General features: G+C 68.8%; 18 protein-coding genes and 3 tRNA genes. 8 read left to right on the top strand and 13 right to left on the bottom strand.

All coding sequences use genetic code 11. The features are described 5' to 3' along the window. Positions 1–77: 77 nt before the first annotated feature. Complete coding sequence (locus ACYVKF_RS18360; RefSeq protein ID WP_460968360.1) at positions 78–803, bottom strand: dihydrofolate reductase family protein; 726 nt, start codon at positions 801–803, stop codon at positions 78–80. Here ACYVKF_RS18360 and zapE point away from each other — a divergent pair. The 3 genes from zapE (at position 802) to ACYVKF_RS18345 (ending at position 3,217) form a co-directional block, all read left to right on the top strand. Beyond that, positions 802–1,842: a cell division protein ZapE gene (gene zapE, locus ACYVKF_RS18355; RefSeq protein ID WP_460968357.1), complete on the top strand. Its 1,041-nt coding sequence runs from the start codon at positions 802–804 to the stop codon at positions 1,840–1,842. The genes ACYVKF_RS18360 and zapE overlap by 2 nt on opposite strands. A gap of 12 nt (positions 1,843–1,854) precedes the next feature. Beyond that, positions 1,855–2,757: a polyphosphate kinase 2 family protein gene (locus ACYVKF_RS18350; RefSeq protein ID WP_460968355.1), complete on the top strand. Its 903-nt coding sequence runs from the start codon at positions 1,855–1,857 to the stop codon at positions 2,755–2,757. An 85-nt stretch (positions 2,758–2,842) separates the two neighbouring features. Further along, a complete protein-coding gene (locus tag ACYVKF_RS18345; protein ID WP_460968353.1) occupies positions 2,843–3,217 on the top strand; it encodes a VOC family protein in 375 nt (124 codons plus the stop codon). Positions 3,218–3,278: 61 nt separating this feature from the next. On the opposite strand, the gene ACYVKF_RS18340 is transcribed toward ACYVKF_RS18345, so the two are convergent. Together ACYVKF_RS18340 and ACYVKF_RS18335 are read right to left on the bottom strand one after the other, a co-directional pair. After that, positions 3,279–3,629, bottom strand: coding sequence for a hypothetical protein (locus ACYVKF_RS18340; RefSeq protein ID WP_157581296.1), 351 nt, complete (start codon positions 3,627–3,629; stop codon positions 3,279–3,281). A gap of 65 nt (positions 3,630–3,694) precedes the next feature. After that, positions 3,695–5,341 carry an acyl-CoA dehydrogenase family protein gene (locus tag ACYVKF_RS18335; RefSeq protein WP_460968351.1) on the bottom strand — a complete coding sequence of 549 codons (1,647 nt, stop codon included), beginning with the start codon at positions 5,339–5,341 and terminating at the stop codon, positions 3,695–3,697. 31 nt (positions 5,342–5,372) lie between these two features. On the opposite strand from ACYVKF_RS18335, the gene ACYVKF_RS18330 reads away from it, so the two are divergent. From ACYVKF_RS18330 to ACYVKF_RS18315, 4 genes are all read left to right on the top strand, one after another. Further along, positions 5,373–6,629 carry a YihY/virulence factor BrkB family protein gene (locus ACYVKF_RS18330; RefSeq protein WP_460968349.1) on the top strand — a complete coding sequence of 419 codons (1,257 nt, stop codon included), beginning with the start codon at positions 5,373–5,375 and terminating at the stop codon, positions 6,627–6,629. A 36-nt stretch (positions 6,630–6,665) separates the two neighbouring features. Further along, positions 6,666–6,738, top strand: a tRNA-Gly gene (locus ACYVKF_RS18325). A gap of 22 nt (positions 6,739–6,760) precedes the next feature. Beyond that, positions 6,761–6,831 (top strand) — tRNA-Cys (locus ACYVKF_RS18320). 32 nt (positions 6,832–6,863) lie between these two features. Then, positions 6,864–6,938, top strand: a tRNA-Val gene (locus ACYVKF_RS18315). A 319-nt stretch (positions 6,939–7,257) separates the two neighbouring features. On the opposite strand, the gene ACYVKF_RS18310 is transcribed toward ACYVKF_RS18315, so the two are convergent. The 9 genes from ACYVKF_RS18310 to ACYVKF_RS18270 form a co-directional block, all read right to left on the bottom strand. After that, positions 7,258–8,325, bottom strand: coding sequence for a sodium:calcium antiporter (locus ACYVKF_RS18310; RefSeq protein WP_460968347.1), 1,068 nt, complete (start codon positions 8,323–8,325; stop codon positions 7,258–7,260). Between the two features lies 1 nt (position 8,326). Beyond that, a complete protein-coding gene (locus tag ACYVKF_RS18305) occupies positions 8,327–8,833 on the bottom strand; it encodes a hypothetical protein (RefSeq protein WP_460968345.1) in 507 nt (168 codons plus the stop codon). Further along, a complete protein-coding gene (locus ACYVKF_RS18300; protein WP_460968344.1) occupies positions 8,830–11,388 on the bottom strand; it encodes a molybdopterin oxidoreductase family protein in 2,559 nt (852 codons plus the stop codon). The genes ACYVKF_RS18305 and ACYVKF_RS18300 overlap by 4 nt, the downstream gene beginning before the upstream one ends. A 141-nt stretch (positions 11,389–11,529) precedes the next feature. Continuing rightward, positions 11,530–13,254, bottom strand: coding sequence for a cytochrome bc1 complex cytochrome b subunit (gene qcrB / locus ACYVKF_RS18295; protein WP_460968342.1), 1,725 nt, complete (start codon positions 13,252–13,254; stop codon positions 11,530–11,532). Further along, positions 13,254–14,378 (bottom strand): enolase C-terminal domain-like protein, encoded by a 1,125-nt coding sequence (locus tag ACYVKF_RS18290; protein ID WP_460968340.1) that lies wholly within the window; start codon positions 14,376–14,378, stop codon positions 13,254–13,256. Before ACYVKF_RS18290 ends, qcrB begins: the two co-directional genes overlap by 1 nt. Before the next feature lie 19 nt (positions 14,379–14,397). Further along, positions 14,398–16,191: a thiamine pyrophosphate-requiring protein gene (locus ACYVKF_RS18285; RefSeq protein ID WP_460968338.1), complete on the bottom strand. Its 1,794-nt coding sequence runs from the start codon at positions 16,189–16,191 to the stop codon at positions 14,398–14,400. Positions 16,192–16,225: 34 nt separating this feature from the next. Beyond that, the gene (locus ACYVKF_RS18280; protein WP_460968336.1) at positions 16,226–17,941 is read right to left on the bottom strand and encodes a GMC family oxidoreductase; all 1,716 of its coding nucleotides are present in this window, start codon (positions 17,939–17,941) and stop codon (positions 16,226–16,228) included. Next, on the bottom strand, positions 17,938–18,600 hold the full coding sequence (locus ACYVKF_RS18275; RefSeq protein ID WP_460968335.1) for a gluconate 2-dehydrogenase subunit 3 family protein: 663 nt from the start codon (positions 18,598–18,600) through the stop codon (positions 17,938–17,940). Before ACYVKF_RS18275 ends, ACYVKF_RS18280 begins: the two co-directional genes overlap by 4 nt. Continuing rightward, positions 18,597–18,959: a hypothetical protein gene (locus tag ACYVKF_RS18270; protein WP_460968334.1), complete on the bottom strand. Its 363-nt coding sequence runs from the start codon at positions 18,957–18,959 to the stop codon at positions 18,597–18,599. The genes ACYVKF_RS18275 and ACYVKF_RS18270 overlap by 4 nt, the downstream gene beginning before the upstream one ends. 233 nt (positions 18,960–19,192) lie before the next feature. On the opposite strand from ACYVKF_RS18270, the gene ACYVKF_RS18265 reads away from it, so the two are divergent. Beyond that, entirely contained in the window at positions 19,193–19,687 is a 495-nt protein-coding gene (locus tag ACYVKF_RS18265; protein ID WP_460968333.1) for a MarR family winged helix-turn-helix transcriptional regulator, read from the top strand. A 14-nt stretch (positions 19,688–19,701) separates the two neighbouring features. On the opposite strand, the gene ACYVKF_RS18260 is transcribed toward ACYVKF_RS18265, so the two are convergent. Continuing rightward, a complete protein-coding gene (locus tag ACYVKF_RS18260) occupies positions 19,702–20,409 on the bottom strand; it encodes a hypothetical protein (protein WP_460968331.1) in 708 nt (235 codons plus the stop codon). Positions 20,410–20,419: the final 10 nt, after the last annotated feature.

The following is a 20,419-nucleotide window of genomic DNA, read 5'->3' as shown; positions in this document are numbered from 1 at the left end:
ATCCCACGAATTCGCTCTGAGCAGAACCGAATTGGCGCCGTCCACTCGCCGCCAGTGGAAGTGGTGAGAGGCGTGCGTCAGTGGTCGACGCGCCAGCGACCGAGGACGCTTCCGTCCTCCTCGAGCAGCAGCATCGGGGTGAGCGTGACGTCGAGGTCCGGCCCGCCGGTGATCCGGCCGTGCTCGCCACCCACCAGGGTCGGCGCCCAGGTGAGGTCGACCTCGTCCACGACTCCCGCGCTGAGCATCGTGCCGAAGAGCGACGGTCCGCCCTCGGACAGGATGCTGCGGAACCCTCTGTCCTCCAACGCCGCTCGAGCCGCCCGCAGGTCCACAGCGTCCTTGCCGACCACCACGACGTGGTCGCCTCCGAGGACCTCCCTGGCGGCGGAGATGTTGGACGAGGATGCCGACTGACACGTGATGAGCATGGCCGCGCCGCGAGGTGACGTCATCGCAGCGACGGTTGGCGGTAGCTCCCCGCGGTTGCTGACGACCGCGAGCACAGGCGACTCCGGGTCCTCGTCCCGCAACGCCGGATAGCCCTCTGCACGAACGGTTCCCGCGCCCACGACGACGACGTCCGCGAGCTGCCTCAACACGGAGAAGACCCGGAAGTCGGCCGGGGTGTTGATGCTCCCCGAGCGTCCGTCCGCACCGGTCACCGCGCCGTCGAGGGAGGCCACGAAGTTGACGCGCAGCCACGCGCGGTCGGCCGGCGCGGCATACGCCTCTCGCAGGGCAGCGTCGTCCAGGTCGGTGCCGGGGGCGGGGGAGCCGGTCTCGCTGAGCAGCAGGCGCATGCGGGAAGTCTGCCTCACCTACGCTTCCCCCGTGCCCTCCTCACTCACCGAACGCTCCCCGAAGCTCGACCGCGAACGGTTGGTGCGGGACCTCGTGCCCCCGCCGCGGTTCGACGCGGAGCGGTTCTCGACGTACCGCCCCGATCCCGCGGAGCCCAGCCAGTCCGCGGCGGTGGAGCGGCTCGAGGCGTATGCCGCATCGTTGGGCGGAGCCACTGGGAGCACCGGTCTGTTCGGGCGACGTCGCAAGCGGGCGAAGGCCGGGCGCGGGATCTACCTCGACGGCGGGTTCGGCGTCGGCAAGACGCACCTGCTGGCGAGCCTCTGGCACGAGGCGGAGGGGCCGAAGTCCTTCGGGACGTTCGTGGAGTACACGAATCTCGTCGGGGCGCTCGGCTTCGCCCAGACCGTCGAGGCGCTCAGCGCGCACACCCTGGTGTGCATCGACGAGTTCGAGCTCGACGACCCGGGCGACACCGTCCTCATGGCGACCCTGCTCGCGCGCCTCACCGAGGCCGGGGTGTCGTTGGCGGCCACGAGCAACACCCTGCCGGATGCGTTGGGGGAAGGGCGGTTTGCCGCTGAGGACTTCCTGCGCGAGATCCAGGCGCTGGCATCGCGCTTCGACGTGCTGACCGTCGACGGCCCGGACTACCGGCACCGCGACACGGTCGACAGCCCGCCGCCGCTGACCGAGGCGGAGGTCGCCGAGGCGACCCAGCGGGAGGGTGCCGTGCTCGACCACTTCATCGACGTGACCCGTCACCTGTCGACCGTGCACCCGAGCCGGTACCGCACCCTCCTCAACGGGGTCACGGCCGTGGGATGGACCCACGTGCGCCCGGTGACCGACCAGGCGGTCGCGCTGCGCCTCGTGGTCCTCGCGGACCGCCTGTACGACGCAGACATCCCGGTGTTCGCCAGCGGTCAGCCACTGGGAGAGGTCTTCTCCGCCGAGATGTTGTCGGGCGGCTACCGCAAGAAGTACTACCGCGCCATCTCCCGTCTCACAGCCCTCGCGCGGGGTGACCAGCGGTGACAGGATGCGCCAATGGGCAAGAAGGACAAGAAGGCCACCAAGCATCCCGAGTCGAAGCCGGCTGAGGTCACCCCGCTGGCTCCCGTGACGTTCAGCGAGGCGCTGCGGGTGCGGGAGGGCTTCGTCCTCGCCGAGTGCGACCCACGCTCGACGCCAGCCTTCGACGGCGACAAGGAAGCCGGGCAGGCGGCCCTGGAGCTGCGCGCGGGGGAGATCGGCGAGTTCCAGGAACGCCTGTACGCCGAGGCCAAGATGGACGGTCAGCGGTCGCTCCTGCTCGTCGTCCAGGGCATGGACACCTCCGGCAAGGGTGGCATCATGCGCCACGTCGTTGGTGAGATGGACCCCCAGGGCGTGCGGTACACCGCGTTCAAGGCCCCTTCGGCAGAGGAACGCCGGCACCCATTCCTGTGGCGCATCCGCAACGCGCTCCCGTCGCCGGGGCAGATCGGCGTCTTCGACCGTTCGCACTACGAGGACGTCCTCATCGTTCGGGTGCACGACCTCGTGCCCAAGGCGACGTGGTCGCGGCGCTATGCCCAGATCAACGCGTTCGAGGAGAAGGCGATCGCCGACGGCACCACGATCATCAAGGTGATGATGCACATCTCCTCGGACGAGCAGAAGGCCCGGCTGACCGAGCGGCTCGCTCGGCCCGACAAGCAGTGGAAGTACAACCCCGGCGACGTCGACGAGCGGTTGCAGTGGCCGCACTACCAGGAGGCGTACCAAGCGGTCCTCGACCGCACCTCGACGGACGCAGCCCCGTGGTACGTCGTTCCCGCCGACCGCAAGTGGTACGCGCGCCTGGCAGTCCAGAGCCTGGTGCTCGAGCACCTCGAGGCGATGGACCCCCAGTGGCCGGCAGTCGACTACGACGTCAGCAAGGAGCAGCAGCGCCTCCGCGTGACGTGAGGGTGCGATGAGTTCCGCTCCCCGGCGGAGTCTTCACGGGTAGGTGGTGCCGCGTCGGGCGCCGCCACGACGAAGGGAGCTGGGCGTGCTCAGCGAATCGAAGGCATTCAGTGGCTTCTCCGCCAAAGACATCGACGCAGCGCGGACGTTCTACTCGGACGTGCTCGGGCTCGAGGTGACCGAGCAGATGGGCATCCTCAGCCTGCACCTCGGGGGTGACCACCGCGCGATCATCTACCCCAAGCGCGACCACGAGCCGGCCGGTTTCACCGTGCTGAACTTCCCCGTGGCCGACATCGAGGCGACGGTGGACGGCCTCACGGCAGCAGGGGTGAGCTTCGAGAAGTACGAGGGGACGCCGATGGCGACGGACGCCAAGGGCATCTTCCGCGGGGGCGGTCCGCTCATCGCGTGGTTCCGGGACCCGGCCGGGAACGTCCTGTCGGTCATCCAGGACTGAGGCAGGACTGAGGCAGGACTGAGGCGCGGGGCGCGGGCCCGCGCCCTTGCCCGGTCTGCGCTCAGCTCAGCCCGGGCGGCGGCGGGACCTTGCCGAACCCCCACAGCATCACCCAGGTGGCGATCCCGCAGATCGTCAGCAGCACGATTCCCCCTGCAACGGTGGCGGCAGGTCCCGGCTTGCGGATCGGGCGCATCCAGACCTCGTGCTGCGGTCGGGGTGCCGGCGCGCCGAGCATGGCGCCACCGCAGGCCGAGAGGACGACGATCGGGCCCCCGATGTAGAGCAGCGGGTCCAGGACGTCCATGTAGTTGAGCCCCTTCATCGCTGCGGGCAGCAGGATGACCAGCGCCGCGGTCACGGCGCCGAGGAAGAGCCCGATCAAGGCTCCCCGTCCGGGTTGACCTCTCATGCTGCCGAGTATGCGGCGGCGTGGACTCCGCGTCGATCAGCCGTTCGTCGCGTGTTTCCGGCCGGTCAGAGGGTGAATGCGCGGTCCACGAGGGTCCTGGACGCCTGCGTGCTGAGGCCGACGTCGAGCGTCCCGAAGGTCGCCCCGTGCCGTCCGCCCAGCCGGCTCGCGATGAACGCGTCAGCCACCACGGTGGGGGCGAGCCTGGCCAGCAGGGACGCCTGCAGGGTGACGGCGAGCCCCTCGACCACCGAACGTGCCCCGGCCTGCGCATCTGGTCGGGTCGCCCGAGCGAGCAGCTCCGGAAGCCCGTCGATGGCGTCGTCGAGCACGCGGTGGTGGCCCCGCGCGAGCCCGACCTCGGCGAGGTAGGCGTCGACGGAGGTCTGCTCACGGCCCACGGCTCGAAGGACGTCGAGGGCGTTGACGTTGCCCGAGCCCTCCCAGATCGAGTTGAGCGGCGCCTCGCGGTAGAGGCGCGCCAGGCCGTTCTCCTCGACGTAGCCGTTGCCGCCCAGGCACTCCAGGGCCTCGGCGACCATCACCGGGGTGCGCTTGCAGACCCAGTACTTGCCCAGCGCGACACCCAGTCGGGACAGGGCCGTGTCGCCCTCGTCGACGGCGTGCGCGAGCCGCAGTGCGAGTGTGGTGGCCGCCTCGGACTCGAGGGCGAGGTCCGCCAGCACGTTCTGCATCAACGGCTGGTCGACCAGCAGGGCGCCGAACGCACTGCGGTGCCGGGCGTGGTGGATCGCGCGGAGCAGAGCCGCTCGCATCGTCGCGGACGATCCGAGGATGCAGTCGAGGCGGGTCGCCGCGACCATGTCGAGGATGGTCCGGATGCCGCGGCCCTCGTCGCCGACGCGCACCCCCCACGTGCCGTCGAGCTCGACCTCGGAGGACGCGTTGGACCGGTTGCCCAGCTTGTCCTTCAACCGCTGGAGCGCAAAGGGATTGCGCTCACCGTCGTCGAGCACCCGGGGAACCAGGAAGCACCCGACACCCGCCTCCGTCTGCGCCAGCACGAGGAAGGCGTCGCTCATCGGCGCCGAGCAGAACCACTTGTGCCCCGTCAGGCGGTAGGTGTCACCGCCGGCCACCGGGCCGCCGTCCGTGGCCACGGCGCGGGTCGTGTTGGCGCGGACGTCGGAGCCGCCCTGCTTCTCGGTCATGCCCATGCCGGCGATGGCCCCGGCCTTGGCGTCGAGCGGGCGCAGGCCGAAGTCGTAGCTGCGTGAGGCGAGCGGGGGGACCCAGCGCTGCGCGAGCGCGGCGTTGGCCGCGAGCGCCGGCGCGGCGGCATACGTCATCGAGACGGGGCAGAGGTGGCCCTGCTCGACCTCCGACCAGGTCGTGAACCCGGCCGCACGTCGCACGTGCGCCCCGGTGCCCGGGGGCCGGGTCCATGGTTCGGCGGTGAGCCCGCCACCGACGGCAACCTCCATGAGGGAGTGCCACGCAGGGTGGAAGTCGACCTCGTCGAGGCGTTCGCCGGTGGGGGAGTGGGTCCGCAGAACGGGGTGGTGGGTGTTCGCCTGCTCGGCCCACTCGCGCGCCTGCGCCGACCCCGAGCGCGCGCCGAGATGCTCGACCTCCGCGTATGCCGCGTCGTCGGCCCAGCGCCGAACGGCCTCTGCCAGCGCGGCGTTGCTGGTCAACGCGTTGTAGTCGGGGAGGGCGGGGACCTGGTTGGTGACGGCGTGGGTGGGCACGACCGCAGAGTATGCGGGATACCGTGGGCAGGTGAGTGTGAAGGCGCGGGTCCGTCGCGAGCTGGTGCGCGTGCCCGGAGCCATGCCGGTCGCGCGGATGACGGTGGAGACGATCAGGGTCTGCCTGAAGTACCGCGTGACCGGGTTGGCCTCCGAGGCGGGCTTCTTCATGCTGCTCTCGCTGCCGCCGTTGGTGCTGGGGCTGTTCGGTGGCGTGGGGTACCTCGGCAAGTGGCTGGGGGACGACACCGTCACGCGGATCATCGCCCAGATCCAGACCTGGGCCGGGCAGTTCCTCACGCCCGGTCTCATCCAGAACACGCTGCTGCCCACCGTCCAGGACGTGTTCAAGGACGGCCGGTTCGACCTCATCTCGGTCGGCTTCCTGCTGTCGGTGTGGTCGGGTTCGCGTGCGCTCAACGTCTTCGTCGACACCATCTCGATCATGTACGGCCAGTCGGGGGTGCGCGGCATCGTCCGGACGCGGGCCCTGTCGCTGACGCTCTACGTGCTGTCGCTCGTGGTCGGCATCGTCGTCATCCCCTTGGTCGTGATCGGCCCGACGTGGCTCAAGGACCTGCTGCCCAAGGAGACGGGCTTCCTGGCGTGGCTCTACTGGCCGGTCGTGACCGTCCTCGCTGTCGCCAGCATCGCGACGCTGTTCCACATCTCCACCCCACGGCGCAGCCCGTGGCTCCGCGACGTGCCGGGAGCGGTGCTGACGCTGGTGCTGTGGTCCCTGTCGTCGTACGTCCTGCGCGGCACCGTCGCGGCCTCGCTGAAGGGCGGCACCTCGATCTACGGACCGCTGTCCGCCCCGATCGTGCTGCTGATCTTCCTGTACGCCCTCGCCATCGCGGTCCTCATCGGCGCCGCGCTCAACGCCGCCATCCGCACCCTGTGGCCCGTCGAGGAGCGGCTGTCGCTGCGTGCACGCGTCGTTGAGTGGGTCCAGGGGAAGCTCGCCTCCCGCCGCGCCGGGTCCGCGGCCCCTGCGCCGGGTGGCGCTCGTGCCGGCACGGCCTCCGTCGCCTCGGCGACCCGAACCCCCGCCGACACCGCCCACGGCGCCCCTGCGGGCAACGGAGCAGTCGCGTCCGGCGGCGTGGCCGGGCTGCTCGCGGCCCAGGCGGATGCCACCGCGGAGGAGGATCTCGTGGGGTCCCTGGCGGGTCTCCGGGAGGAGGCCCGCAAGCCGCTGACCCCCGTCCCGGACGACTCGGACGACACCCAATTTGGAGAGGAAGCGCCTGATCCGATAAGTTTTCTTCGCACGCGCAGCGGGTAGCAAAAACTCCCCGTTCGTCACCAACGCGCGTGTAATGCGGATGTAGCTCAGTTGGTAGAGCGCAACCTTGCCAAGGTTGAGGTCGCCGGTTCGAGCCCGGTCATCCGCTCGGAGGGTTTGACCGCCTTCACGGTGGAGTGGCCGAGAGGCGAGGCAGCGGCCTGCAAAGCCGCGTACACGGGTTCAAATCCCGTCTCCACCTCGACTACGTACGAACCCGAAATCTCCACCCTCGGGCGATTGGCGCAGTGGTAGCGCGCTTCCTTGACACGGAAGAGGTCACTGGTTCAAACCCAGTATCGCCCACCAGTATGAAACAGCCCCTGACCTGCGGAAACGCCGGTTAGGGGCGGTTTCATTCACCGGCGTCTGTGGGGCCTGCGTGACTAACTGCGTGACTAAGACCTGGCATTTCGGCCCTGGTGTCGGTCCCTGGACGTCCGCCGACGTGCGTGGACGTCCGACGGGCAGCCGGTCACTTCCCACGTAGGGAAGAGGTCAGTTGCCTTCGTGAAGGGCGCGTCGGTGCTTGAACGTCGCATGGTCTTCAGAGATTCGAACCCTCGCGATCGGCGGTCAAGTGGCACCCCGAGCAACCCGGGGGGCGCTGAGACGAAGTGGGTCGGTGCTACTGCGGGAGGACGACGAGCCCCATGATGCCGAGGACGTAGAGGCCCAGGACCGCGATGCTGTCGATCCCGAGACGTGCGTGCTGCTTCCCGGGACGAAAGATGAGACCCGCCATGTAGACGACCGTCAGGAGCGCGGCCAGACCCGTGAGGTAGATGTCGGCGGCGTGGGCGTTGGGCAGGACGGCCTTGCCCGAGACCAGGACCGCCAGCAGGAACAGCACCGGCAGGAAGGCGTTGCCACCGAAGATGTCACCGAAGGCGAGCTTGTAGTCACCCTGCCGGGTCGCATTCAGGCCGGTACTGAGCTCCGGCAGCGACGTCGCAGCTGCCAGCACGGTCGCACCGAACAGCACCCCTGACAGGCCCACCTGGTCGGCAGCCGCCGTGCCGCTCTCCTCGGCGAGCGCACCGGCGACCAGGGTCGCCACCGCTGCGGCGCCGAAGATGAGGACGACGCGGCTGGTGCTGACGCCCTTTCGGGTCGCTTCCGCTGAGCGGGTCTTCTGCGAGTGGCCACGCGGCTTCGGCTGGCTGTCGGGGGCTTCTCCGCTGTTTGACCAGGGCAGCTTCCCCCCTGCCCGCTGGGTCAGCACGAGGCCTACCACCCAGACCAGCGCGATGAGGACGACGTCAGGCGTGAGTCGCGCGACCACGAGGTCCTTGGGCAGCTGGGTGCCCATCACCACGACGACGAGCACTGCCAGGACGATCGCACCCTCGATGACGAGGGTGAGGCTTGCGGCCTGGTATGTCAGCGGCCGTCGTTCACGGACACCGAACGCGTCCAACGCGACGAGGACCACCGTCTGGATCGCGATGCCCCCGAGGATGTTGCTCACGGCCACGTCCAGTTGCCCGTTGGCCGCAGCGCTGTAGGTGATGGCGATCTCGGGGAGGTTGGTGGCAACGGCAAGGAGGATGAGACCACCGAGCGCCTGACCGAGGTGGAGCCGGTCGGCCAAGATGTCCGTGTAGTTTGACAGCGGGATGCCCGCGATCCAGATCACGGCTGCGCTTGCGACGAAGAGCAGCAGCTCCGCCCACAGGGGCAGGTGCGGTAGCACTTCAGGTTCTCCTGATGGTGGTGCGAGCCAGAGGCGCGGCAGGCGGAGCCACGATCAGGGCCTGGGGCGCGGCGGACTTCATCCGGGTCACCAGCCAGGCCAGCTGGCGCGCAACGTCCTTGCGTGCGGTCTGCTCGATGGACAGCAGCTCCTCGTCACGCAATCCTTGCGCTCCCTGTCCGATGACCGTCCAGGTGCTGTCGACCAGGGTCGCGAGCATGTGGAGGTCCTGCAGGTCGCGCAGCAGGCCGACGGCGCCGCTGCGGACCTCGCCGACGCCCGAAGCGTGCAGGCGTTGTGGTTCCTCGACGTCGGAGGCTTCGCCGTACCTGGCCACCACGGGTTGCAGCTTTGCCACGTGGCTCCGGCTCATCTTGGCCAGGGCCTGGCAGGTGAAGAGCACGTCCGGATGGTTCGCGTGGCCCTGGCCGATGGTGTCGAAAGAGTCGGCCAAGGTGGTTTCGCTGGCGTGGATGAGCGCCACATAGGTCGCGAGGTGGGTGCTCATGACCGGCCCTCGTCATACGTTCCTGCGTCGCCCTCCGGCAGGACGGGGACGCGTCCGGACCTGGGTGCCTGCGCAGGGTCGTTCGGATACATGGGTATGGGGTCGAGCACGACGCTGGAGGTGGGTGTTCCTCCGCGGGTCGGTGGCAGGTCGGCTTGCGCAGGGGCGGAGGCAGCCGTGGTGGGAGCGGGGGAGGGGCCGTCGCCGTCGCGCACCTTGACCACTCGGCAGGCTGCCGTCTTGAAGTACGGCTGCTTGGACACGGGGTCCCACACGGTCATGGTCAACTCATTGGCCTGCCGTGAAGGGCTGTCGAGCTCGGCATCGGTGAGGTCCCACGTGCCGTAGTGGAAAGGAGCGAACACCGCGCCCTTCATGACGCGGCCCACGCGTGCCTGAACCTCGATGGCGCCTCGGGGTGACTCGACGCGGACGACGTCGCCCTCGGTGACACCGAGCCCTGCCGCATCCTCGGCGCTGAGCTCGACCCAGGCGTCGGGAGCGGCCGCGTTGAGCCTGCGCGCCCGACCGGTCTTGGTGCGTGTGTGGAACTGGTAGACGGTCCGACCTGTGGTGAACAGCAACGGGAATTCGTCGCTCGGGACCTCGTGGGCGGGGGTCCACTCGCACCCCTTGAGGAAGGCCCGGCCGGCAGGAGCGAGGGCGCGGTGCTCGGTCTCGGTGACCGCTCCTCCGGTGAGAAGGTCATGTCCGTAGGTCTCGCACTCGTCCGTGTGGGTGGGGAAGACGGCGTCGGTGTAGAGACGGTCGGTGCCGTTGGGTGCGGTCTGGGCGTTGACCGGCCAGGGGATTCCGCTGGGGCCGCGGAGCTGGTCATAGCTCAGTCCCGTGTAGTCGACCGGGCGTCCCGCCGTCGCCTCCTTCCACGCCTCGAATGCCTCTTCAGGGGTACGCCACGACGGCAACGGCCGGCCCGAGCGGTCGGTGAAGCCCATGAGCTCCGCGTACAGCGTGAAGATCTCGAGGTCGCTCTTGGCCTCACCCGGGGGCTCGACGGCCTTTTCGGACAGGTGCACGGTGCGGTTGACGTTGGTGAAGGTCCCGGTCTTCTCGCCCCAGCCCGCAGCCGGAAGCACCACGTCGGCCAGCTGCGCGGTCTCCGTCAGGAAGAGATCCTGCACCACGACGAAGCACTGGTCGCCGCCGAGGATCTTGCGCATCCGGGCTGACTGGGGCATGGACACCGCGGGGTTGGTCGCCGACACCCACAGCATGCCGATGGTGCCCTCCTCGGCGTGGCGGAAGATCTCCATGGCGTTGGTCGGGGGAGCCCAATGGGGTATGAGCGACGCATCGACGTCCCACAGGTCGGCGAGTTCTTGGACGTGAGCGGCATTGTCCCAGTTGCGGAAGCCGGGCAGGTCGCCGTCAGCTCCGCACTCACGGTTGTTCTGGGCCGTCGGCTGGCCATTCATCTGCAGCACACCGGAGCCGACCTTGCCGATCTGCCCTCGCAGGAGGTGCAGGTTGTTGACCGCGACCGACGCGGCTGTCGCCTGATGGGACTGGTAGAAGCCCTGCAGCACCGTGGACAGCACGTGGTCGCTCTCACCGAAGATTCGCGCCGCACGCCGGATGTCCTCAGGGTCGAGACCGCAGATCTCGCCGGCCCACTCCGGCGTGCAGTGCTCGACCGTCTCCCGCAGTTCCTCCAGGCCGACGGTGTGCGCCTGCACCCACTCGTGGTCGACCCAGTCCTTGACGAACAACTCACGGGTCAACGCGTTCATCAGCGCCAGGTTGGTGCCCACCTTGGCCGCAAGGTGGACGCCCCCCGTCCGGATCGCCTCATCGGCGACACGTGTGCGGCGCGGGTCGACGCAGACGATGGTCGGCGGGTTCGGACCACGCGTCCGGTCCAGGATCCGGGTCCACAGGACGGTCTGCGTCTCGGCCATGTTGTGGCCGAACAGGAAGATCGCGTCACAGTGTTCGATGTCGGTGTACGAGCCCGGTTGCCCGTCGGCGCCGAAGCTCTCCTTGAACGATGCCGCAGCCGTGGCCGTGCACAACCGCGTGTTGCCGTCCATGTGAGGTGTTCCCAAGCAGGCCTTGCCGATGACGGCCAGGGCGTAGTACTCCTCGATGAACAGCTGCCCGGAGGTGTAGAAACCGAGTGACAGCGGCCCCTTCTCCTCGAGAAGGCGCTTGCTCACCTCGACGACCTTGCCCATGGCTGTCTGCCAGTCGGTCTCCACCAGGACCCCGTCCCGCCGCACCAGTGGTCGGGTAAGGCGATCCGGGGACGATGCCCACGGCGTGCTGCCGTACAAGCCCTTGGGTCCCAGCCGTCCGTGGTTGACGACGTCACCGCCACGTCCCCGCACGCCTACCATCCGGCCGTCCTTGACCGCGATGTCACATCCACATCCGTTGCTGCACAGCAGGCACGCCGACTGGACCCAACGGTCGACCGAGTCCGGGGTGATTCCTTCCTCGAGGTGGGTGTCGACGCGGGCGGGCCACGCCGTGCCGCGCGCGTGCGGGGTCAGTGGGCCCCAGATGTCCGCAATGCGATCGATCGAGTCGGTCATCGTCCGCTCCTTGTTGTCGTCCTCACGCCGCCCCGGTGTCCAGCGAGGGCGTGCTCCCACCGAAGGGCCTGACTGCAGCCTGCCCAACTATGTGCGGTCCCGCAACAGATGCGGTAGCGCACACTATTTCTGCCGGGCGCGTCAGCTGCGCCCGAGGCGGTTGGGGCCGCCCACTCGTTCATCCCGCAGGGCGTCATGGTCCTCCCGAAGGAGGTCCTCGGCTCGGCGCCGGTCCGGTGGAGACGGAGTGGGGACCTGGTCCGAGAAGTAGAGGCCTGCCACGGCGCGACCCAGCCGCCCACGCAGCCCCGCAACGTGCCGGCGAGCTGCCTCCGTGCCAAGGACGTTGCGGTCATGAACGTCCTTGGCCGAGTCTGACGTCGGCAGGCGCTCCTCTTGTCCACCACGTGCAGATGCACCAGCGACGTCGGCTTGCCCGTGCGCCACCAGGCGCCAGGTCCCGTATGCCGACAGGCGCTCATGTGCTTCGAAGAACCCGCCACCGGCCGTGCGCACCAGCGTGCCCGTCTCGCGACCGTTCAGCACGGTCGCGCGATCACGTGACTGCAGCGACAGGCAGATCCGGCGTGTCGTCCAGCCCACGACGAGGGGCGCCAGGACGACCAGGATCCGCAGCGACATGGTGATCGACTCGATGGACAAGTGCAGCTTGAGCGCGATGATGTCGTTGCCACCGGCCAGGAAGAGGACGACGTAGAAGGTCAGTGCGCCGGCACCGATCGCCGTACGGGTAGCGGCGTTTCTCGGCTTGTCGAGGAGGTGGTGCTCTTGCGGGCCGGCGCGGGTCGCCCATCGCTCCACGAAGGGGTACGCGGCGGTGACGCCGTACATCACCGGGATCAGCAGGACCCCGGGGAGGAGGACGTTGAGGCTGAGCGTGTGGCCGAACGCGTGGACCTCCCAGGGCAGCATGAGCCGCAGGGCGCCCTCGGCGAAGCCCATGTACCAGTCCGGTTGCGACCCGGCGGAGGCCGCCGTGGGGTCGTAGGGACCGAACATCCAGATCGGGTTGATGGTGACCAGGGCTGCGATGAGGGCGGTGACCCCGAAGACGATGAAGAAGAACCCACCGGCCTTGGCGGCGTAGGTCGGCATGAGCCGGAAGCCCACCACGTTGCGGTTGGTGCGCCCCGGCCCGGCGAACTGGGTGTGCTTCTGGACGACGACGATGAGGACGTGCACCAGCGCCAGCCCCACGAGCAGGGCGGGGATCAGGAGGATGTGGGCCACGTACAGCCGCGGGACGATGTCGTCTCCGGGGAACTGTCCGCCGAAGACCGCGAACGCGAGCCACGAGCCGATCACCGGGATGGACAGCATGAGCCCGTCGGCGATGCGCAGACCCGTGCCCGACAGCAGGTCGTCGGGCAGGGAGTACCCGGCGAAGCCTTCCACGATGGCCAGCAGGGACAGGCTCACGCCGATCAGCCAGTTGAGCTCGCGGGGCTTTCGGAACGCACCTGTGAAGAAGACCCTCATCATGTGCACGGCGATGGCGACGGTGAACAGCAGTGCAGCCCAGTGGTGGATCTGTCGGATCAGGAGCCCGCCGCGCACGTCGAAGGAGATGTCGACGGTGGACCGGTAGGCCTCGCTGACCGCAATGCCGCGAAGAGGCACGTACGACCCGTCGTAGACGACGGTGCCGCTGCTCGGCACGAACCACATGGTGAGGAACGTCCCAGTGACGAGCAGCACCAGCAGCGAGTACAGCGCCAGTTCCCCCAACATGAACGACCAGTGGTCGGGGAAGATCTTACGCATGAGGTGGCCGATGGGTTTGCTGGCGCCGGTTCGGTCGTCCAGCCAGCCTGCGATCCCGCCCAAGGTCCTTCGTGAGTCCATCACGCCACCCTGTACGGGATGACGTCGGACTCCCGCAGGGTCAGACCATGGCCGGGTGAGTCCGGGCGGGGTGTCAGGTGACCATCCGCGGGATCGAGGGTGCCTTCGAAGAACATCGTCTCGATCCGGACGTGGTCATGGAACCACTCGAGGTGCCGAAGGTTCGGGGTGGCTGCAGCGACGTGGGCGTGCAGGTGGGGAGCGCAGTGCCCGGAGACCTGCAGTCCGAAGGACGCCGCGACAGAGGCTGCACGCAACCACTCGGTGATGCCGCCGCACCGTGAGGCGTCAACCTGGAGGCAGTCCACCGCCCCGGATTGGCACAGGCGACGGAAGTAGTAGAGGTCAGTCCCGTACTCGCCGGCAGTGACATCGGCATCGATGGCGTCGCGTACCTGGCGCAGCCCCTGGTGGTCGTCGGAGGAAACCGGCTCCTCGAACCACCGCACCTCCAGATCGTCTGCGGCCCGCATCACCCGGATGGCCTGCTTCGCCGAGTACCCGCCGTTCGCGTCCACGAACAGCTCGACCTCCGGCCCGATGACCGTGCGCGTATGGCGCATCCGCTCGAGGTCGCGCCCGGTGTGGGTGCCCCAGGACTCGCCGATCTTGATCTTCACCCGCGCAATGCCCTGCGCGCACCAGCCAGTGAGCTGGTGGTCCAGCTGTGCGGCGTCGTACGTGGTGAAGCCGCCGCTCCCGTACACCGGCACGTCATGGCGGACCGCGCCGAGGAGGCGATGCAAGGGTAGGTCGAGCAAGCGGGCCTTGAGGTCCCAGAGGGCGACGTCGACGGCGCTGATGGCGTAGGACGCCAAGCCGGGGCGCCCGGCGTTGCGCACCGCGCGGATCATCGACTGGGACAGGCCCGTCACGTCCAGGGGGTCGGCACCGGACACGACGGGGGCGAGGAGCTCGGTGACGAGCGCAGCCGCCGCGGCGGGGGCGTAGGTCCAGCCCGTTCCCACGACGTCGCCCGCCCTGACCTGCGCCAGGACCACCGTCGTGGAGTCCCAGGTGGTGGTGCCATCCGCCTCGGGTGCGTCGGTCGGCACCGTGTAGACGCTCACGTCCACGTCGTCGATGACCGGGTGGGACTGGCTCCGGGGCCGCTTGGTGGTCATGCGCTCTGGTCTCGGCACATCAGCTGTCACCGCCGGGCATGACCTCGGCGACCTTGGTCTTCACGCCCTCCTTGATGACACCCCACCGGTCCTTGTCGCCCTTGAGGATCGACCGTGCCGTGGCCTTCATCTCCGTCCAGGTCGCGTGCGGGGGCACGGGGGGCACGTCCGGGTCGACGTGCACGTCCAGCACCGTCGGGCGGTCGGCAGCGAACGCTCGCCTCCAGGCGTCTTCGAGCTGTCCTGGGTGAGTGACGCGGATCGCTTGCAGGCCAAGGTTTTCGGCGAAGGCGGCGTAGTCCACGTCCGGCAGTCGCTGGGACTCCACGAACTTGGGCGCGCCTTCCATGGCCCGCATTTCCCACGTGACCTGGTTGAGGTCGTTGTTGTGCAGGACGGCGACCACCAGTCGCGGGTCGCGCCACTGCTCCCAGTAGTGCTTGATGGTGATCAGCTCCGCCAGACCGTTCATCTGCATGGCTCCGTCGCCCGCGAAGACGACGGCAGGCCGATCGGGGTGGGCGAACTTCGCTCCGATGCCGTAGGGCACGCCGGGCCCCATCGTCGCGAGGGTCCCTGAGAGCGAGCCGCGGATGTCTCCTCGGAACTTCAGCTGTCGGGCGTACCAGTTCGCTGACGAACCTGAGTCCGCGGCCACCATGGCATTGGAGGGCAGTTGCCTGGACGCCTCGTGGAAGAGCCGTTGCGGGTTGACCGGGTCCGCGTCCACCATGGCCTCGCGGTCCATCGCTCCCCACCAGTCGGCGACGTTCCCCTCGATCGTCTCGCGCCAGGCGCGGTTCTCGTTGCGGTGCAGGTGCGGGATCAGTGCCTGCAGCGTCGTCGCAGCGTCGCCGACGAGGTTGAGCTCGTAGGGGTAGCGCATCCCGATGAACTTGCCGTCGATGTCGATCTGCACAGCGCGCGCCTGCCCGAACGGCGGCATGAACTGGGTGTAGGGGAAGTTGGACCCGATGGTCAGCAGGGTGTCGCAGTCCGCCATCATCTCGTAGCTGGGCCGGGTGCCCAGCAGGCCGATCGAACCGGTCACCCAAGGCATGTCGTCCGACAGCACGTCCTTGCCCAACAGGGCCTTCGCCACACCCGCACCGAGGATCTCGGCGACCTGTCCGATCTCGTCAGCCGCGCCGCGGGCGCCCTGTCCGATGAGGATCGCCGGCTTCCCACCGCTGTTGAGCAGATCAGCGGTCTCGAGGATGGTCTCGTCGTCAGGGACCACCGCGGGCCACCGGACCCCGATGCTGGAGGGGACCATCTTCATGGCGTGAGTAGGGGCGGAGTACTCCAGCTCCTGCACGTCGGAGGGAATGATGATCGCCGTCGGCGCGCGCTGGGCCAGGGCGGTGCGGATGGCGCGGTCCAGCACGTTGGGCAGCTGCTCCGGCACCATGACCATGTGCACGTAGCCGCCGGCGACGTCCTTGAACAGGGTGAGCAGGTCGACCTCTTGTTGGTAGGCGCCGCCGATGCCGCTGCGCGCCGTCTGTCCGACGATGGCCACGACCGGCACGTGGTCGAGCTTGGCGTCGTACAGCCCGTTGAGCAGGTGGATGGCTCCGGGGCCCGAGGTGGCCATGCAGACACCGACGTGGCCGCTGAACTTGGCGTAGCCGACGGCCTCGAAGGCGGACATCTCCTCATGTCGGGACTGGATGAACTGGGGTGTGTTGTCTGCTCTCCCGAACGCGGCGAGGAGGCCGTTGATGCCGTCGCCCGGGAAGGCGAACACGTGCTCGACCCCCCAGTCACGCAGTCGTTCCAGCAGGTGGTCGGCGACCGTCTGTGCTGCCATGTCTACTCCTGTGATCGAACGGGTGCGCCCCGCCTCAGTGGGCGCGTGAGGTCCTCGAGCGAGCGGTCTGGTCCGCCTGCCGGTCCGGGTCCCTGCGCGGGGCCCCGCCGCGACTTCCAGCGGCGAGCAGGTCGGCGGCTCGTGCGGCGACGGCCATGATCGTCAGTGCGGGGTTGGCGGCGCCTTGGGTGGGCAGGACGCTGCCGTCGGTGATGTACAGGTTCGGGACGGCGAAGCTGCGGCATGACGCATCGACGACGCCTTCGCGTTCGTTGGCGGCCATGCGGGCGCCGCCCACCAGGTGTGCGTAGCGGTTGATCGTGATGACCTCACCGGCACCTGCCGCGCGAAGGATTGACTCCATCACCTCACCGGCCGCTTTCAGGAGCATGCGGTCGTTGTCGCCCTGGGAGTACGAGAAATGCGCCACCGGCAGTCCTTGGCGGTCCCGCTCGTCGGACAGGGTGACCCGGTTGTCCGGCCGGGGGAGGAATTCGCAGAGCGCACCGAGACAGGCCCAGTGGGGGTAGTCGCTCATGTACCGGCGCAGGTCTGTACCGAAATGGCCCTGGGCCGAGACGTGCTCGGCCCAGGTGATGGGCAGCGGGGACACTGTCTGGATCGAGAAGCCGCGCTTGTACGGCTTGGCCGGGTCGGTCTCGTAGAACGCTTCGGTGCTGGCCTCGGGCGGGGGTGCCTTCCACATGCGTACCTCGCGGTCGAACCGGCCAGCAGTCTGGGGAGCCCCCTGCACCATGAGGTAACGGCCGACCTGGTCGAAGTCGTTGCACAGGCCGTGGGGGAACCTGGCTGAGTCGGAGTTGAGCAGCAGCCGTGGGGTCTCGATGGAGTAGCCGGCGACAGCCACCATGCGCGCTCGTTGGAACCGGGCCCTGCCTCGACGGACGAAGTGCACCCCCGTTGCCCGGCCGGTCCGTTGGTCCACCTCCACCCGGGTGACCATCGAGTCCGCCCTGACCTCCGCGCCGTGAGCGAGGGCGTCGGGGACGTGGGTGATCAGGGGTGAAGCCTTGGCGTTGACCTTGCACCCCTGCAGGCAGAACCCCCTGTAGATGCAGTGCGCGCGATGCCCGAACCGGCCGTTGGCGATCGCCACCGGACCCACCTTCACCGGGATGCCGAGCACCTCGGCGCCCCGCAGGAACACTTCGCCGTTGCCGCCGACGGGGTGCGCCGAGTGTGGGTATCGGTGCGGATCTCCCCAGGGCCAGTCCTCGCCGGCCACGGGCAGCTCGCCCTCGATGTCCTCGTAGTAGGGGCGCAGGTCGGTGTACTGCAAAGGCCAGTCGGCTCCTACCCCGTCCTGGGTCCTGGTGTGGAAGTCGCTGGGGTGGAACCGGGGTGTGTACCCGGCGAAATGCACCATGGACCCGCCGACGCCACGCCCGGAGTTGTTCGAGCCCAGGGGGACCGGGTTCTCACCCGAGATGACACGGGGTTCGTTCCAGTACAGGTGGTGGGAGCCGGCTTCGTCGCTGACCCAGTCGCGCTCGGGATCCCAGAAGGGGCCGGCGTCCAGGGCGACGACCCGCCAGCCCCGGCGCGCCAGTCGTTGCATCAGCGTCGAGCCACCAGCACCACAGCCGACGATGACCAGGTCGACCTCGTCATCGTCGTCGAAGATGCGCATGTCCGAGCGCAGCTGGTGGTTGACGTCGCGACCGTCAGCCGGCAGCAGCCACGCGGACTGGTTCCGGCTGCGGACCGCACGACTGTCGAGTCCTTTCACCGGTGGCCCCCCGGACGCAGGGGGTCGAGCTCGGGACGGGTGTCCTTGACCTCCCACGGTTCCAGGGCCTCGACGCCAAGGTTCTTGTAGCCGCGCGGGTACGCGGGGCCGCCGAAACCGATCTCGTTCCACGCCAGGGGATGGGAGTAGAACGCCGTGTCGGCGTAACGGGTCCAGAGGCTCCATACCGAATCAGCTGGCATGCCGTGCCATGAACCAGTGGTGTGCTGGACGGCACGCAGTGCCGCTGCCTGGTCCCCCCAGTGGCAGTCCGCGAAATCAGCGCCGAAGGCGTCGCGTGCATCGGCGTCGATCCCGGCCAAGCTCTCTCGCCAGGCCTGGGCGTCCGTCGGCATGCGGATGTGGTGCCAGCCGTCCCCCTGACCTTCGGCGAGCCGAGCGTCGATCATCCGCACCACCGGTACGCGAGGGTCCTCACGCTGCCCCAGCAACTGGTCGGTGAGGGCGCACGCCGCGGCCTCCTCCACGGGGGTGAAGAATCGCAGGTCGGCCGGGATCCCGATCCGTGGCGCCACCACGCCGGTCGTGGCAGCGTCCCAGTGCTGGGACTGGGCAGCAGTGTCAAATCCCGGGTAGCGTCCACCGCCGTCTTCGGGGTTCAACGGCAGCCGGGGGCCTTGGGCGTGTCCGTCATTCACTTCTCCCTCCTGAGGACGGCCGCGACCACGCCCATCCCGCCGACCAGGGTGACCAGCAACGGGGCCAGCAGGGGAGGGCCCATCTCCACGTTGTAGCGCCAGTTGCTCCATCCGCCGGGTTTTTCGGCGACGCCTCGCGCGTGAAGGTAGGTGCCCTGGAGTCCGTTGGCGACGATCGCCGCGGAGGCGATGGGCAGCGCGGTCTTCGCGGCGCGCTGGCTCACCACTCCCGCGACGCCTGCGACGGCGCCTACGGGACCCAGCGCGACAGGCGCCCACATCCACGGGTTCCCGAAGCTCGCCTTGTCGTGCTCGAAGTAGATCTCCGCTGCCGTGATCAGGGCGCCGGCTGCGGTCAACGCGGACAGGCTCCGTTCGAATCGACCGTGGGAGACGTTTCGCACCAGGCGATCAATCCCGTGGGCCGCACTGGCTGAGTGGTGGCCGTGACGTGAGGACACAAAGGACTCCTGATCAATCTGTGCTCCAAGGCAACGATTGCGTATGTGCAACTACCATTCAGGATGGCACGCGCAAAATGAATCCACAAGCGCAACAATTGGCTGGCTGCAACGGCTGCCATACTCGTGTCATGAGGAGTGATTCGGTGGCAAGCGTCAATGACCCTGACCGGCAGGCCGACGCCGTCATGCGTGCGGCGCGGGTGCTGGTAGGGGTGATCGCACGGTCCGTGGCTGAGGTGGAGGACATCGTGTCGTTGCCGCAGCTGCGCGTCCTGGTCCTGGTCGCCAGTCGCGGGACACTGAACCTCGGGCAGGTCGCCGAGGCTCTGGGTGTCCACCCGTCCAACGCAACTCGGACGGTGGAACGGTTGGTGGTTGCAGGGCTTCTCGAGCGCACCGAGGACCCCACGGACCGTCGTTATCTCGCCTTGGAGCTCTCCAAGGGCGGGCATGACGTGGTCGAGCGCGTGATGGCCCATCGCCGTGCGTCGATCCTGGCGGCGATGGAGAACATGAGTGTCACCGGGCGCCGTGCCCTCGCACGAGCGCTGGAGTCGTTCGCGGAGGCAGCGGGAGAACCGTCCGAGGGTGAGGACGCCTACGTGCTGGGGCTTCCCAGCTGACCGGTTGACCGCGATCAGGTGGGGCCGTGAGGGGGAAGCTCGAGCCCCGTGTCCTGCATGGCCGGACCATTCACCACGTAGATTTTGCCGTTGACCAGGTCGATGGCGGCGGCGTCCAGCCACGGCCCGGGTGGCACCGTGAGACCTCGGGCCCGCAAGGCGCTCACCAGGGCCGCTCGGGTCTCCTCCAGGGTGAGGCCCCGCGCATTCGCGAGCACCTCGCGCAGCGCATCCTGACGTTCCTGCCGGTGCCGCCTTCGTCGCGAGGCCCCACTCTCCAGATCCTGGTCCGTCATCACGAACTCACTGTCCGGGTGGTGTGGGGCGGGGAGGTCCAGCAACCGCTGCGGCGTCCGCGTGGCGGGCGGTCGACGTGCGGAGCGGGTGTTCGTGTTGTCTTCGGTGGGACTCGAGCTGCCGGCGAAGAGGGTGGCGATGGCGGCGTCCGCCAGGGCCATGCGGGTCCGCCCCGGGGCCCAAGCAGCCAGCAGCAGCATGCTCGCGGCATGCAGCAGGTCGAGGGCGCGGCCCATCCGGCGGACGGAGGTTCGGCCGTCGCGCCCGACCACGAGGGCTTGGGCGATGTGCCGGCCGCCGAGGATGCGCGCGGTGAGACGGGCCCGGCGGTCAAGGCCGCCCCCGGTGAGCGCTCTCGCCACGTGGTCGGGACGAGTCAGGAGCAGGACTCCGTACCCCAGGCGCACCGTGTCGCGGGCTTTCATCGACGAGCCC

This window comes from Pedococcus soli (genome assembly GCF_054782575.1).
This window is presented reverse-complemented; position numbering and strand designations above follow the sequence as displayed.